General features: G+C 62.3%; 17 protein-coding genes. 10 read left to right on the forward strand and 7 right to left on the reverse strand.

Annotated features, from left to right (window positions below):
• The first annotated feature begins 47 nt into the window (after positions 1-47).
• Complete coding sequence (locus AArcS_RS14735; RefSeq protein WP_238478172.1) at positions 48-575, forward strand: DUF8215 family protein; 528 nt, start codon at positions 48-50, stop codon at positions 573-575.
• Here the strand turns inward: AArcS_RS14735 and AArcS_RS14740 are convergent.
• Together AArcS_RS14740 and AArcS_RS14745 are read right to left on the reverse strand one after the other, a co-directional pair.
• On the reverse strand, positions 572-1,405 hold the full coding sequence (locus AArcS_RS14740) for a DUF8054 domain-containing protein (protein WP_238478173.1): 834 nt from the start codon (positions 1,403-1,405) through the stop codon (positions 572-574). The genes AArcS_RS14735 and AArcS_RS14740 overlap by 4 nt on opposite strands.
• Positions 1,406-1,453: 48 nt before the next feature.
• The gene (locus tag AArcS_RS14745) at positions 1,454-1,921 is read right to left on the reverse strand and encodes a DUF8215 family protein (RefSeq protein ID WP_238478174.1); all 468 of its coding nucleotides are present in this window, start codon (positions 1,919-1,921) and stop codon (positions 1,454-1,456) included.
• Between the two features lie 190 nt (positions 1,922-2,111).
• On the opposite strand from AArcS_RS14745, the gene AArcS_RS14750 reads away from it, so the two are divergent.
• From AArcS_RS14750 to AArcS_RS14765, 4 genes are all read left to right on the forward strand, one after another.
• A complete protein-coding gene (locus AArcS_RS14750; RefSeq protein WP_238478175.1) occupies positions 2,112-3,554 on the forward strand; it encodes an extracellular solute-binding protein in 1,443 nt (480 codons plus the stop codon).
• 121 nt (positions 3,555-3,675) lie between these two features.
• Entirely contained in the window at positions 3,676-4,683 is a 1,008-nt protein-coding gene (locus tag AArcS_RS14755) for a carbohydrate ABC transporter permease (RefSeq protein ID WP_238478176.1), read from the forward strand.
• Positions 4,680-5,699 (forward strand): carbohydrate ABC transporter permease, encoded by a 1,020-nt coding sequence (locus AArcS_RS14760; RefSeq protein ID WP_375139622.1) that lies wholly within the window; start codon positions 4,680-4,682, stop codon positions 5,697-5,699. The genes AArcS_RS14755 and AArcS_RS14760 overlap by 4 nt, the downstream gene beginning before the upstream one ends.
• Positions 5,700-5,703: 4 nt before the next feature.
• Complete coding sequence (locus tag AArcS_RS14765) at positions 5,704-6,852, forward strand: ABC transporter ATP-binding protein (protein WP_238478177.1); 1,149 nt, start codon at positions 5,704-5,706, stop codon at positions 6,850-6,852.
• Positions 6,853-6,949: 97 nt separating this feature from the next.
• Here the strand turns inward: AArcS_RS14765 and carA are convergent, their stop codons facing one another.
• Complete coding sequence (gene carA / locus AArcS_RS14770) at positions 6,950-8,026, reverse strand: glutamine-hydrolyzing carbamoyl-phosphate synthase small subunit (protein WP_238478178.1); 1,077 nt, start codon at positions 8,024-8,026, stop codon at positions 6,950-6,952.
• A gap of 103 nt (positions 8,027-8,129) precedes the next feature.
• On the opposite strand from carA, the gene AArcS_RS14775 reads away from it, so the two are divergent.
• From AArcS_RS14775 to AArcS_RS14785, 3 genes are all read left to right on the forward strand, one after another.
• Positions 8,130-8,543: an Lrp/AsnC family transcriptional regulator gene (locus AArcS_RS14775; protein WP_238478179.1), complete on the forward strand. Its 414-nt coding sequence runs from the start codon at positions 8,130-8,132 to the stop codon at positions 8,541-8,543.
• 272 nt (positions 8,544-8,815) lie between these two features.
• Positions 8,816-9,382, forward strand: coding sequence for an NUDIX hydrolase (locus AArcS_RS14780; RefSeq protein ID WP_238478180.1), 567 nt, complete (start codon positions 8,816-8,818; stop codon positions 9,380-9,382).
• Between the two features lie 144 nt (positions 9,383-9,526).
• Positions 9,527-9,877, forward strand: a complete 351-nt coding sequence (locus tag AArcS_RS14785; protein WP_238478181.1) for a DUF7853 family protein — start codon at positions 9,527-9,529, stop codon at positions 9,875-9,877.
• Here the strand turns inward: AArcS_RS14785 and AArcS_RS14790 are convergent.
• From AArcS_RS14790 to AArcS_RS14800, 3 genes are read right to left on the reverse strand one after another with little or no spacing between them, the layout of a single operon-like run.
• Complete coding sequence (locus tag AArcS_RS14790) at positions 9,874-10,227, reverse strand: DUF7977 family protein (RefSeq protein WP_238478182.1); 354 nt, start codon at positions 10,225-10,227, stop codon at positions 9,874-9,876. The two genes, AArcS_RS14785 and AArcS_RS14790, sit on opposite strands and share 4 nt — an antisense overlap.
• Positions 10,211-11,257 (reverse strand): zinc-binding dehydrogenase, encoded by a 1,047-nt coding sequence (locus tag AArcS_RS14795; RefSeq protein WP_238478183.1) that lies wholly within the window; start codon positions 11,255-11,257, stop codon positions 10,211-10,213. The genes AArcS_RS14790 and AArcS_RS14795 overlap by 17 nt, the downstream gene beginning before the upstream one ends.
• A gap of 32 nt (positions 11,258-11,289) precedes the next feature.
• Complete coding sequence (locus AArcS_RS14800; protein WP_238478184.1) at positions 11,290-11,679, reverse strand: DUF7987 family protein; 390 nt, start codon at positions 11,677-11,679, stop codon at positions 11,290-11,292.
• 108 nt (positions 11,680-11,787) lie between these two features.
• Between AArcS_RS14800 and AArcS_RS14805 the strand changes: the two genes are divergently transcribed.
• Positions 11,788-11,976: a hypothetical protein gene (locus AArcS_RS14805; RefSeq protein WP_238478185.1), complete on the forward strand. Its 189-nt coding sequence runs from the start codon at positions 11,788-11,790 to the stop codon at positions 11,974-11,976.
• A gap of 42 nt (positions 11,977-12,018) precedes the next feature.
• On the forward strand, positions 12,019-12,666 hold the full coding sequence (locus tag AArcS_RS14810; RefSeq protein WP_238478186.1) for a MogA/MoaB family molybdenum cofactor biosynthesis protein: 648 nt from the start codon (positions 12,019-12,021) through the stop codon (positions 12,664-12,666).
• A 20-nt stretch (positions 12,667-12,686) separates the two neighbouring features.
• Here AArcS_RS14810 and AArcS_RS14815 read toward each other — a convergent pair whose 3' ends face one another.
• Entirely contained in the window at positions 12,687-13,004 is a 318-nt protein-coding gene (locus AArcS_RS14815) for a cupin domain-containing protein (RefSeq protein WP_238478187.1), read from the reverse strand.
• Positions 13,005-13,169: the final 165 nt, after the last annotated feature.

Genomic DNA, 13,169 nt, shown 5'->3' on the forward strand with positions numbered 1-13,169 from the left:
ACTGACTGCCGGGTAAATTATTTACAACACCCTGTAATACGGGGTGTATGAAGCGTCAACGGGGGCCGCCCGGTCGAGAAACTACCGCCGCCGAATCGACCGAGCGCCGAATCTGGTACGGCTACGGGACGCTCGGGCGCGCGGAGAAGGACCCCCTCGGAATGTTTCTGCAGGACGTTATCCGGATCTACGGCGAGGTGACGGTGATCTCGCTTCCGATCCTGTTGCTTGTCCACATACTCCCTGCGGGCGTCTGGTACGACGCGACGGGGGCGGCGCTCGTCGCATGGATCCTGATGACGCTCGTCGGAACACTAATCCGCGGCGGATGGGTCCAGCCGCTCGCCACTGACACGCCGGGCTGGGTGACGCTGTCGCCGTGGCTCCTCGTGCTTCGTGTGTTGTATTTCAACGTGACGTTCGTGGTGGCGGCGTTCGGGGGGGTCTTCCTCGGAGCGGCTCTCGGCTGGACTCCAGTGAGCGTGCTCTGGGCAGGTGCTGTCGCTATTCTCTCGATGCTTTTCTTCCCGCGAACCGGCGAGGAGACGGCGAGCCGGTTCGGTCGGTATTACTAGACCGCGACGTCACTAAACTCGAAGAGAACGGTATCACAGTCCTCACAGGCGAGCACGAGTTGACCCGGTCGGCGCTGGGTGCTCCCGGGCCCGCCACAGCAGTTCCGGAGCGTCGTTTCGCGGACCTCGCCGCCACAGGCCGGACACAGCTCGATGAACGTCCTGAGCGGTTCGGCTGCGGCCGCACGCATACCCGCGTCGACGTCCCAGTTCGAGAGCGTCTCGACCGCAGCGGTCTCGGCCATCGCGATCGGGTGGCTCAGCCAGATGTCACGGCCCGCGCCCTTGATGAGAATTCGGTCGCCGTAGACCTCGCCCTCGACATCGTGTGGAGAGGCCGCAGCGGTCCGGTCCGCGAGCGCTTCGGGTTCCAGTTCGCGTAGTTCCTCGATGCGTGCTTCCCAGCTCTCGCGGAACGAGTTGTTCAGGAACAGCTCTTCTTCGCCCGCCTCGATGACCCCTGAAGCGGCGAGTGCCTCGATGAGCTCCTCGCCGTCGAACTCGCTCGGGTTGTCGTCGTCCTCGCCGGTGAGCGAGCCCGAACCCACACCCTCCGGATCGTCGTGCTCGAAGTCAATGGGGAGGGGCCGTACCAGATCCGGAGCGAACGATGGGGTACCGGGTACGACGTACCCGCGCAGATAGATCAGTGCAGTTCCGACGGCGACCGCGAGGTATCCCAGTGGCTTGCGTACTCGATACAGCAAAAGCCCGACAACGGCGACGATGACGGCATTGACCACTGTACACGAGTCACAGCGGTTTTTCCCCGTGTACTCCGGCCGACGGATCTCTTCGATCGCCTCCCCGAGGCTGTCGATAAATGACATACAGGATCGTTTGCTTCAGGTGTTGTAAAAATATCGGCTACAAGACCCTCAGACCATCTCGGCGGGTTTAGTCGTCGGATCGCCGTGTACGAGGCGATACACTGTCGGGAACGCCGCGAGACCGAGCGCGATGACGACGCCACCAAAGAGCGTGTACCAGTACGAGCCAAGCGTCATGGCTGCCGCTCCGACGCCGTACGCGGCGAGGAAAAACAGGACGCTGAAGTACGTAAACCGGAGCGGCGCACTGGTCAACTCGCCACGGCGAGGCCACTTTCCGGTATCGATCGTTCGCTGGCGGAACACGGCAAGCGCTAGATAGCCGACCGCGAGCGCTGTGAGCCCGGCAAGCGGAACGGCATCCGGATACCGGTGCTGGGTTAGAAAGACTGCCAGAAAGCCCGGTGTGCCGAGTACTGACAGCTCCACACCGGCGTAGAATATTTCTTCGAGCCACCCAAAGAGGCCGAGTGACTCCTCGACCGCGTCCCCGCCAGGCTGTTCCGAGGTCGTCACGAGTAGGCGTCGTTTTCATGGCCATGGTCTTAACCCTTGCAGATTCCGTGGCTCGTGAGCACATCGATGGCCCCTCGATACTGTCCAGGGCCAGGCCAACGTATATAATCACCGCGACTATTATTACACAGTTGTTCATTGAGATCTTGCGGTATCTATAAATAGGATAGCTTCATTAACAACAGGTGTAATGGTTGAAAACGATCCGACCACCGAACGTAAGTTGAGCGGCGTTTCCCGCCGGCGGTTCCTGCAAGCCACAGGGGCTGCGGGCGCAGCAATGGGCGTTGCTGGCTGTCTCGGGGACGACGACGACACAATCGAAATCGATGCGGACGAAGAGTTCGCGGGCATCGAGGACGAACTACAGGAGGCCCTCTGGGACGCGGGTCTGGACGAGGAGATCGAGATCACGATCCTGCCGGGCGACTTCGAGACCGACTCACGGCGGGCCGACTATACGAGCGCACTCGACGCGGGTCGTGGCAGCCCGGACATCTTCATGATGGACTCGGGGTGGACGATGCCGTTCATCCTCCGGGAACAGGTCCTCAACCTCGAGGAGGAACTGTCTGATGAGACCCTTGAATACGTTGAAAACGACTACCTGGATGCCGCGGTGGACACCGCAACCCATCCCGAGACGGGGGAGCTATTTGCCCTCCCGTTCTTCCCGGACTACCCGATGATGAACTACCGGAAGGATCTGGTCGAGGAGGCGGGCTACGATCCTGAAGGCGAGGACTGGTCGACGACTCCGATGAGCTGGCAGGAGTTCGCCGAGGTCGTCGAGGACGTCTGGGACTACCACGGCGGCGAGGACGGCGACTATGATTACGGCTTCACCACGCAGGCTCAGGCCTACGAGGGCCTTTCCTGCTGTACGTTTAACGAGACGATGACGTCGTGGGGTGGCGCGTACTTCGGCGACCACGAGAACCTGTTCGGACCGGTCGGCGACCGACCGGTCACCGTCAACGAGGAGCCGGTGCACGATACGATCCGCATGATGCGGTCGTTCATGTACGGCCCCGACGAGGACGATACGCTCGACGACTTCCCACAGATTTCGAACAGCGACCTCGTCGAGTTCGGTGAAGAGGAGGCACGCTCTCCCTTTACCGGTGGCAACGCCATCTTCATGCGAAACTGGCCGTACGTCATCCCGATCCACGCAGACGAGGGCGAAGGCGAGATCGGGACGATGCCGCTCCCGTACGGTGTCGAGGAAGGTGAAGGCGAGTACGAGGGGACGGGCGGTAGCTCCCACGCCCTCGGTGGCTGGCACTTCACTATCAATCCGAACTCAGATAACGTCGACGAGTCCTTGCAGGTACTCGAAGCCGTCGCGAGCGAGACTGTGATGAACACCGTCTTCGAAGAGAACGGAAACCCACCGCCAGTACCGGAGGTCCTGGAGAACGCGGATCCGGACGCTGTCGGACCGATGGGCGACCATCTCGATACTCTTGCGTTCGTCGCCGAACGGACCGTCCCGCGACCGGTGACCGACGTCTGGCCTGATCAGGCCGCGTCCATCTACCAGGAGGTCCACGACGCCTATACCGGCGAGAAGACGGCCGAAGAAGCGATGTCCGACCTCGAAGGACAGCTCGAAGGCTCCGAAGAATAACCCCCCATCGTCGAGGGGGGTCGCCGATAGGTTTAACAACCGACTCCAGTATTACTACTTAATCGAGATAGATGGATGATAACACCACGCATACACCGAGGTCAGGGGGATAGCTGGTAGTATGGCAACAGAACAACCACCCGGGGAAGATACACGGCTCCTGATGCGGCCGCTCAACTGGCTGGAAACCAAAAGTGAGGCAGTGTACGCGTACTTCCTGCTCGCACCAGCGTTCGCTCTGCTGGCACTGGTAGCGTTCTATCCGCTGTTTCAGACGCTACGGTATTCACTGTTTGCGGACGAGACCGCGGGAGCGGACCCATTCGGTGAGTTCGTCGGGCTCAGCAACTACGTCGATGTGCTGACCGGGAACGCGGATGTACCCAGACAGTTTATCGATATTACGACAACGAGTGGCTTCCCGTTCATCGAGCTGGGATCGCCGTTCCTCAGGCAGGCACTGTTCGTCACGCTGGCATTCGTGATCATTAGCGTCTTCTTCGAGACCCTGATCGGCTTCGGACAGGCGCTGGTCCTCGATCAGGACTTCAAGGGCAATCGGTGGGTCCGCGTCGCGGTCATCATCCCGTGGGCCGTCCCGATCGTCATTCAGGGGATGATCTTCTTCCTGATCTTCAACCCGAACATCGGCTTTGGCTCCGATCTGATGCAGGGGCTCGGTATCTTCGGCTCGAACCCCCTCGCTAGCACACGTGACGGGTTCATTATCGTCACTGTCGCCGACATCTGGAAGACTGCGGCGTTCATGGCGCTTTTGATCCTTGCCGGGCTCCAGAGTATCGATCGGTCGCTGTATGACGTCGCAAAAGTGTCGGGTGCAACGCCGTGGCAGCGATTCAAGTACATTACGCTGCCGCTCGTTGCGCCCGCGCTGATCGTCGCAATGCTGTTCCGGACGATGGACGCGATGCGGATCTACGGACTGATCGACGCCAGCGTCGGCTGTTCGACGGTCCCCTCGATGACCTGCCTTGTGATTATCTCGCTTGAACAGACCAGACGCTGGGCGACGGCCTCCGCAGTGGCGTTCCTGACCGCCGTGGTGATCTCCGTGTTCGTCCTCGTGTATCTGGTCTTCCTGCGTGACTCCGGAGGTGACCTACAATGAGCACTGAAGAAGAACAACATCCGGACATCGCCGCACAGCAACAGGCCGCTGGAGAGCCCGAAATCGACCGTGGGCTCATCGAAGGATGGGCGGCAAAGATGATCAGTAACCCGGAACGGGCCTACAAGGCGGCGTTTTACACGTTTACTATCGCCTTCCTTGTGACGACGCTGTTCCCGTTCTACTGGCTGTTCATGCTCGCGTTGACCCCGTCCGGGCAGTTCGGCCGTGACAGCATCGTCCTCACTCCCGGCGGCTTCGATCCATCGTTGCTCGCCGAGGGCGATATCACGATGGGGACGAACCCAGGTGCGTTCATCGAAGTGTTCACGACCCTTCCGTTCCACCGGTTCGTATTCAACAGCTTCCTGATCGCAACGATCGGGACGGTGCTCGTCCTCTTTGTCGCGTCGCTGGCCGGCTACGTCTTCGGTCGACTCCAGTTCCGCGGGAAGACGCCGCTACTGCTGCTCGTACTGATCGTTTCGTTCTTCCCACCGGCAGCCTTTTTCGTCCCGCTGAACCGGCTGTTCAACCGGAACTTCGACGTCCTGGCACCGATCATCGCGGATGGGTCGCTGTACAACCACCCGTCGGCAATTATCATCCCCGTTTCGGCGCTGTATCTGCCACTCGCCATCTTCATCCTGATGGTGTTTTACGCGCAGATTCCGGACGGGCTGGAAGACGCCGCGCGTGTCGAGGGAACGACCCGGCTCGGTGCACTGTTCCGCGTGATCGTGCCGCTGTCCGCACCCGGCGTCGCGACGGCAGGCGTGCTGTCGTTTATTACCATCTACAACGAGTACTTCTTCTCCTCGTTGATGACCGATGGGCGCGCCGAAAACTGGGCACCGATGCTCGAAGGCGTGTTAGGGTTCCAGGGGCAGTACGAGACCCTGTTCAACCTGATGGCCGCATCGAGTATCATCGCAGTGTTGCCGATCGCTATCCTGGTGATCGTCGCACAGGAAAAGATCGTGAGTGGACTCACACAGGGAGCAGTCAAGGAGTAAACCCATGGCAAACGTCAAACTCGAAAACATTACGAAACGGTACGAAGACGTAACGGCGGTCGATCAGATGAATCTCGATGTAGAACACGGCGAGTTCCTCACGCTTGTTGGCCCCTCCGGTTGTGGGAAGTCCACAACCATGGAGACGATCGCGGGGCTGACCCTCCCGACCGAGGGAACCGTCGAGATCGGCGGACGCGACGTCACAGACCTGCCGCCGAAGGACCGTGGCATCTCGATGGTGTTCCAGAACATCGCGCTGTTCCCACACATGGATGTCTACGACAACATCTCCTTCGGGCTCCGCCTTCGCAAATACGATCAGGAGGAGGTCGACCGGCGCGTCGAGGATGCCGCCGACATCGTTCAGCTCGAAGGGATGATGGACCGGATGCCCTCGGAGATGTCCGGCGGCCAGCGCCAGCGTGTCGCCATCGCACGGGCGATCGTTCGCGACCCCGACGTGTTCCTGATGGACGAGCCGCTGGCGAACCTGGACGCGGAGCTCAAAGTCCACATGCGGACCCAGCTCCAGCGTCTGCACAAACAGCTCGACACGACGATCATCTACGTCACCCACGACCAGGCCCAGGCGATGACGATGTCCGACCGGATCGCCGTCATCAACTCGGGCGTGCTCCAGCAGGTCGCGTCCCCGCTGGAGTGTTACAACAAGCCGAAGAACCTCTTTGTCGCCGGGTTCATCGGCTCGCCGTCGATGAACTTTATGGACGGCGAGATCACGGAGGACGGCTTTAGCTCGGAGTATGCGACCGTCAACTTCGATCCGGACGCACACGGCGTCGACGTCGGTCAGCAGGTCACGATGGGCATCCGACCGGAGGACGTCCATCTCGAGCGTGACCAGTCGAACGCCGCCGAGGCGACCCGGACGTTCAACGTCGTCACCGACGTGCTCGAACCGATGGGCGACGAACAGTTCGTCTACCTACTGATGGAGCGTGACGTCGAGGCCGACGCCGAGGGACGTGGTGAAGGCCAGCTCCTGATGAGCCTCGGGCCGGACGAGGATATCGCGGAGGGAGAAGAGATCTCGGTCGTCTTCGACCGCGAGAAGATCCACCTGTTCGATACGAACTCCGGGGACGCGATCGTTCACGGGCTCCAGCCGAAGTCGGTGCCGGAGCCATAGTAGTTCCACTGCTGTATCTACTGCGTTTTTCGTTCGGCGCGAGTACCGCTCTCCTGTTCGATAGCAGGTCAGAGAAATTAACCGAAACACTCGGCTTCTAGTCGTCAGCGATAACCGGATCGGCCGTCGGGTCGGCCATGGCGAGCACGTCGTCGAAGAAGTCGAGCGAGTCGTTCGGTCCGGGGTTTGCCTCGGGGTGGTACTGTCGCGTGATGATCTCCAGTTCCTCGTTGTCGAGTCCTTCCGGGGTGTCGTCGTTGACGTTAAACTGAGTGACTTCGAGGTTCTCGCCGGGGTCGGCGACGGTGTAGCCGTGGTTCTGGGTCGTCATGACGACGCGGTTCGTGCGGACATCCATGACGGGCTGGTTGACCCCACGGTGGCCGAAGTCCATCTTTGCAGTCGAACCACCGAGCGCGCGGGCGACGATCTGCTGGCCGAGACAGATCCCGGCGAGGGGGAGTTCGCCGGCGTAGTGGTCGACGAGTTCGACAGTCTGTTCGAAGTTCGCAGGGTCACCGGGGCCGTTCGAGATGAACAGTACGTCCGGTTCGGTCTCGGCGACGTCCTCGATCGTTGCGTCGTAGGGCAGGATCTGTACGTCGGCTCCGCGAGCGTTCAGCGAGTCGACGATCGATCCCTTCGCTCCACAGTCGATCAGGGTCACGTCGGCGTCGACACCATCAGCCGCGCCCTCGCTGAAGGCGGGCTCGTCGACGCTGACCTGTGCGCCGATGTCGGTGTGCTCGCTCATCCCCTTGCAGGCGTCGAGTTCGTCGAGCGCGTCCTGCTCGGTGACGCCCTCGCCGACGGCGATCCCACACTTCATCGCACCCTCCTCGCGGATATCGGTGACGAGGTCGCGGGTGTCCAGATGATCGACCGCGGGGACGCCCTCCTCATCGAGCCACTCGACGATTTCGTCGGTCAATTCGCGGGCGACGACGGCGTTCGGGTGGACGCGATCGGACTCGAAGCGCTCCTCCCGGACGCCGTAGTTACCGATCAGCGGGTACGAGAAGGTGAGTACCTGCTCCTCATAGGAGGGGTCGGTCAGGCTCTCCTCGTAGCCCGTGTATGCTGTCGTGAAAACGAGTTCGCCGGGTGTGCTCCCAGGAACACGACCACGGGCTTCGACCACATGGCCGCCTTCCAGTGCTACGTAGGCATCCATCGTTACGATATACGTATACTTCTACCGGCAATAAAGCTTCCTTTCGAAGTCAGGCTACGAATTTCGTAATCGGTAAGTGGGGGTGGCAGAAAGGAGGTGTATCATGGACGACCTCGACCGAGCGATACTGGACGTCCTGCGGCGGGACGCACGAACGCCGTACACCGAGATCGCCGAACAGGTCGACACCTCGGAGGGAACCGTCAGGAACCGCGTCGAACGGATGACCGAGGACGGCGTCATCGAGCGCTTTACCGTCACTACACGCACGGGGAACGTCAAAGCGATGATCGAGGTCAGCGTTGCGGTCGACGTCGATACCACCGCCGTCTCCGAGCGCATGACCGACTGGAACGAGGTCGACTTCGTCTGGCAGGTCAGCGGCGAGGAGGATATCGTCCTGGTCGTCGACGCCGCCGACACACAGGACCTCAACGAACTGATCACGAAAGCCCGCGAGCTCGACGATGTAGTGAGCACCGAGACGCGGCTGATTCTGGACGAACAGCTCGGGTAGTCGATCGGGTTGGTACATCTCCGACAGGATCTCTCCCCGCGACACGAGAGCCACACATTGTAGAAATTGTTCCCAGAATATCGTGGAAAATCCGATAACATGAGTAGAATGTGTACACATTCTATAGACTCCGCGTGGGAGATTTCCCCGGTGGACGAAAATCGACTGGCGGAGAGCGTCGCGGCCAGCGAGAGAACGTGTAGACCCTGTACCGTCGCCAATCGCACCCAAAACCGAAGCCGGTTTTACGGTGGTATTCGACAGTACGCCTGATGAGCACCGAGGACGCCGACACGCTCGAACACGAGAACGCCTCGCAGGACGTCATCGCGGTCGACGAGAACGACGAGCCACAGGGACTGGTGAATCGACTGGACGCGCACACCGGCGACGGGATCCGCCACCGCGCGTTTACCGCACTGATCTTCGACGGCGAGGGGAACATCCTGCTCGCACAGCGCGCCCCGAACAAACGCCTCTGGGACACCCACTGGGACGGCACAGTCGCCTCCCACCCCGTCGAGGGCCAGACCCAGAAGGAGGCGACCCGCGAACGGCTCGAAGAGGAACTCGGCATCACACCCGACCAGTATTCGGACCTGAGACTCACCGACCGGTTCGAGTACAAACGCTACTACGAGAACGCGGGCCTCGAACACGAGGTCTGTGCCGTGCTCCAGCTCACGCTGGACGACACCTCGCTCGACCCCGACGAGGAGGAGGTCGCCGGACTCATGTGGGTCCCCTACGAGCGCCTGCACGAACACCCCGAGTGGTACCGACAGCTCAGACTCTGCCCGTGGTTCGAGATCGCGATGCGCCGGGACGTGAACAGGTAGGGCGTCTTCTCCAGCCTGTCCGTTGGATCGTCGCGGAGCTACTGTCTCCGAGTGTGTAATATGTTACCATTTGACAAGAATTTATAACGAGACGGTGCCTACTCACAGATAGGGCAGGCAAAGACCCGCCCCGAGGTGATCACAATGACGCAAACCGTCCCGCGGCGTGACCGGACCCGCATCGACATGAGTCGGGCCGAACAGTGGGTCGTCCACCACGTGGTACTCGAAGAGATCGAAGCCAGCCACGAGGCCAGAGAGTCCCCGCCGTGGTGGGCGCTCTCGGTACTCGAAAAGCTCGAAGACCGGCCGGTGCGCGAGCGCGATATCGATGGCGGGCCGACGTTCACGTGCTACGAAGCCTGGCGGGTCCGTCGCGCACTCACGGCGTACGCTGAATCGCCGGAGACGCCCACGGCCGACGTCACGGCCGCAGTCGGCGTTGCCCGACGTCTCGATGCGGCCTTCGTCGAACCACCAGCAGCGATCACCTAGGGGCGAGTGGTCGCCCAGACGGCGACCACGCCGAGCAAGAGCGCGGGGATCAGCGGCATCACGACGAGCGAGACCCAGAACGGCAGGACGGGCGGGCGCAGGTAGACAACCAGCGGCGCGACGACGAGCGCGAGCGCCATAACGCCGATCAGCACCCACCCCCGCCAGTCGAACTCGCGGTCGACCGCGGCAGGATGGGTCGGTTCGTCGCCGCCGTCGCCCTCGGCGTCGACGCGGTCGCCATCCTCGTCGAACGTCGCCGGATCGTGGGTGTAGCTGGTGGTTTCCAGACTGTGGTCGCCATCGCCCTCTCCTCCATCGTCGCGCTCCGCGTCAGGCGTCGAGCTCACTGTCAGGAGTTACCACTACTTTCCCAAAGCCCTCACGGTTTTCGAGCATGCGGTGAGCACGAGCCGTCTCGCTCATCGGTAGTTGCTCTCGGATCCGTACCTCGAACTCGCCGTCCCAGACCAGGTCGAGTGCGTCGTCGATTTCGCCCGCCGTCGCCATCGTCGATCCGAGGACGGAAAGCTGGTTCCAGAAGATCCGGTTAATATTCGTCTCGGGCGCGTGGCCGGTCGTCGCACCGCAGGTGACCAGCCGACCGCCCTTCGCCAGACTCGCCAGCGAGTCTGTCCACGTTTCCGCACCGACGTGATCGACCACGACGTCGACCCCCCGCCTCCCAGTCACCGAGCGGATCTCCTCGGCGAAATCCTCGCGCTCGTAGTTGATGGCGTGCTCCGCACCGATCTCCTCGGCGTAGGCACACTTCTCGTCGCTTCCCCCGGTCGCGTACACCGTTGCCCCCGCGTAATCGGCGATCTGGACCGCGGCGTGCCCGACGCCGCCGCTCGCTCCGAGCACAAGGACGTCCTCGCCCGGCGAGACGTCCGCCCGAGTGGTGAGCATCCGCCACGCCGTCTGGAACACGAGCGGTGCGGCCGCAGCCGTCTCCCAGTCGACGCCCTCGGGGACCGGCACGAGGTTCGCCGCGGGGATGGCGGCACGCTCGCCGTGGACGCCGGGCAGGTGCTCGCCGATGATCCGGTAGTTCACGCACATCGAGTGCTCGCCGTGGCGGCAGTACTCACACTCGCCACAGTAGACGCCCGCCGCGAGCGCAACCCGGTCACCGGGCGCAAAGCGGGTGATGTCCTCGCCGACCCGCTCGACGACGCCTGCACCGTCGCTTCCCGGAACGTGTGGCATGTCGAGGTCGACGCCCGGCAGGCCCCGGCGCGTCCAGACGTCGAGATGGTTCAGCGCCCCCGCCTTGACGTCGATCAGTACCTCCTCGTCCCCCGGTTCGGGCTCGGGGTATTCGCCGTACTCGATGACCTCGGTACCGCCGTGGTCGGTGAACTGGACTGCCTGCATGGCTAGGACGTCCGCGCGAACTGTGAAAAGCTCTACCGCGGATCGTCCTTCTCGCCCGCGTACCTGGTGTGTTCAAGTAGCAGATGGGGCACGATCACGCCGACGAAGCCGACGACTGCGAAGACGACCTCCGAGGACAGCGCGGTAAGCTCGTAGAGGGCGAACAGCAGGACCATCGCGAGCAGAACACATCCGCCGATGATCCTGTTTTCCCGTGTGACGATCCCCTCGCGCCGGATCGTGATGTAGATTCCAGCGACGGTGAGGACGATGATACCGATCATGGTGGCTCCCAGCACGTCCATCGACCCGCTCGTCAGCCCGACCAGTAACCCGACACCGACCAGTACGAACGCGACGGCCAGTGCGGTCGTCGCGATCGGTCCATTGAGATACTCCATCGACGCGTCGTCGGAGGGCATGGCTCGACACAGACACCGATAGTATATAAATACTGACACGATCCGGCCATAAGCACGCACTGGACAGCCGTCCCAGGGGTTTTGCTCGGGCCGCCCAACCGTTCGGGTATGGAGCTCCGGTATCCGGGGACGAAACGGGAGGTCACGGTGGCTGCGTTCGTCGTCGCGATGGCCGTCGGCGTGACCCTCGGTCTGCTCGTCGGCGACGGCCTCGTCGATGCGTTCACCTACGGTATCGCCGTCGCCATGGGCTTTGCAATCGGCGTCTTGCTCTTTTTCGACGACCCGGAGGAGTGAGTTCGGGAAGCCGTTTTATTATGGGCGGCCGAACGCCCCCATATGGTCGATTTCCAGCAGCGCGACACGTCTCGTGGCCTGAGCGACGACCCCGAGGACGACTCGAACGACAAACAGGATCCGGACGAGCACGCCCCCGACGACGGGGATGCGCATCACGACGACAGCCATGCCCACGAACACGCCGATGACGACCACAACCACCATCACCACGACGTCGAATCGCTCGGCGCGGCGGTCGTCACCGTCTCCAGCTCGCGGACGCTCGACGACGATCCGGCCGGGGACGCCATCGCTGCAGCGTTCGAGAGCGAGGGCCACGAGGTCGTCGCACGCGAACTGATCGGGGACGCCCACGGCGCGGTCCGGGACACCGTCGACGTGCTGGCGTCGCGTGAGGACGTCGACACGGTCGTCACCACGGGCGGCACCGGCGTCACGCCCGACGACGTGACGATCGAAGCCGTCTCCGCGCTGTTCGGAAAGGAGTTGCCCGGCTTTGGCGAACTGTTCCGGATGCTGTCCTACGACGAGATCGGCACCAAGATCGTCGGGACGCGGGCAACCGCAGGCATCGTCGAGGAGACGCCCGTGTTCTGTCTGCCGGGCAGCGAGAACGCCGCACGGCTGGGTGCCGAGGCGATCATCGTCGAGGAGGCAGGCCATCTAACCGGGCTGGCGGGACGGTAGGCGACGCGGCTGGCTGGTAGCTACGAGGGTAGCGGACAGAGGCTCGCGGTCAGCACTGCGATCTCACCCGTATCGTTTCGCGCGCCGTGGGCTACCCCGCGCTCGTGGAGCACGACGCCGGGCGCGGAAATCGTCTCCTCGGTGTCGTCCTGGATCACCGCCACTTCGCCCTCGACGACGTGAAAGACGTTCGTCGCGTCGGCGTGTTCGTGGGGCGAGAGCGTCGCGCCCGGACCGAGCGCGAACGCCTTGACGAGCACGTCGTCGGTCACGACGACTTCCGCGTCGAGGAGTTCTCCATCCGCCGGGTCGAGATCGGGTAGCTGGTCGAGTGTCATCGGTCAGTGCTAGCGGTTGCCGGAGTCATAACTGTTCCCTGACCGGGGGTGCTACCACAACCGTTCACACTGTCTCAATCTCGTTCAAAATTGGCGTGAACAGAACGGTTCTGAGCGTGGAGAATTTACCATCCCTGCCGGGGTCAGCGCCGGTACTTAATTCGG

Source organism: Natranaeroarchaeum sulfidigenes, assembly GCF_017094485.1.
Lineage (GTDB): Archaea > Halobacteriota > Halobacteria > Halobacteriales > Natronoarchaeaceae > Natranaeroarchaeum > Natranaeroarchaeum sulfidigenes.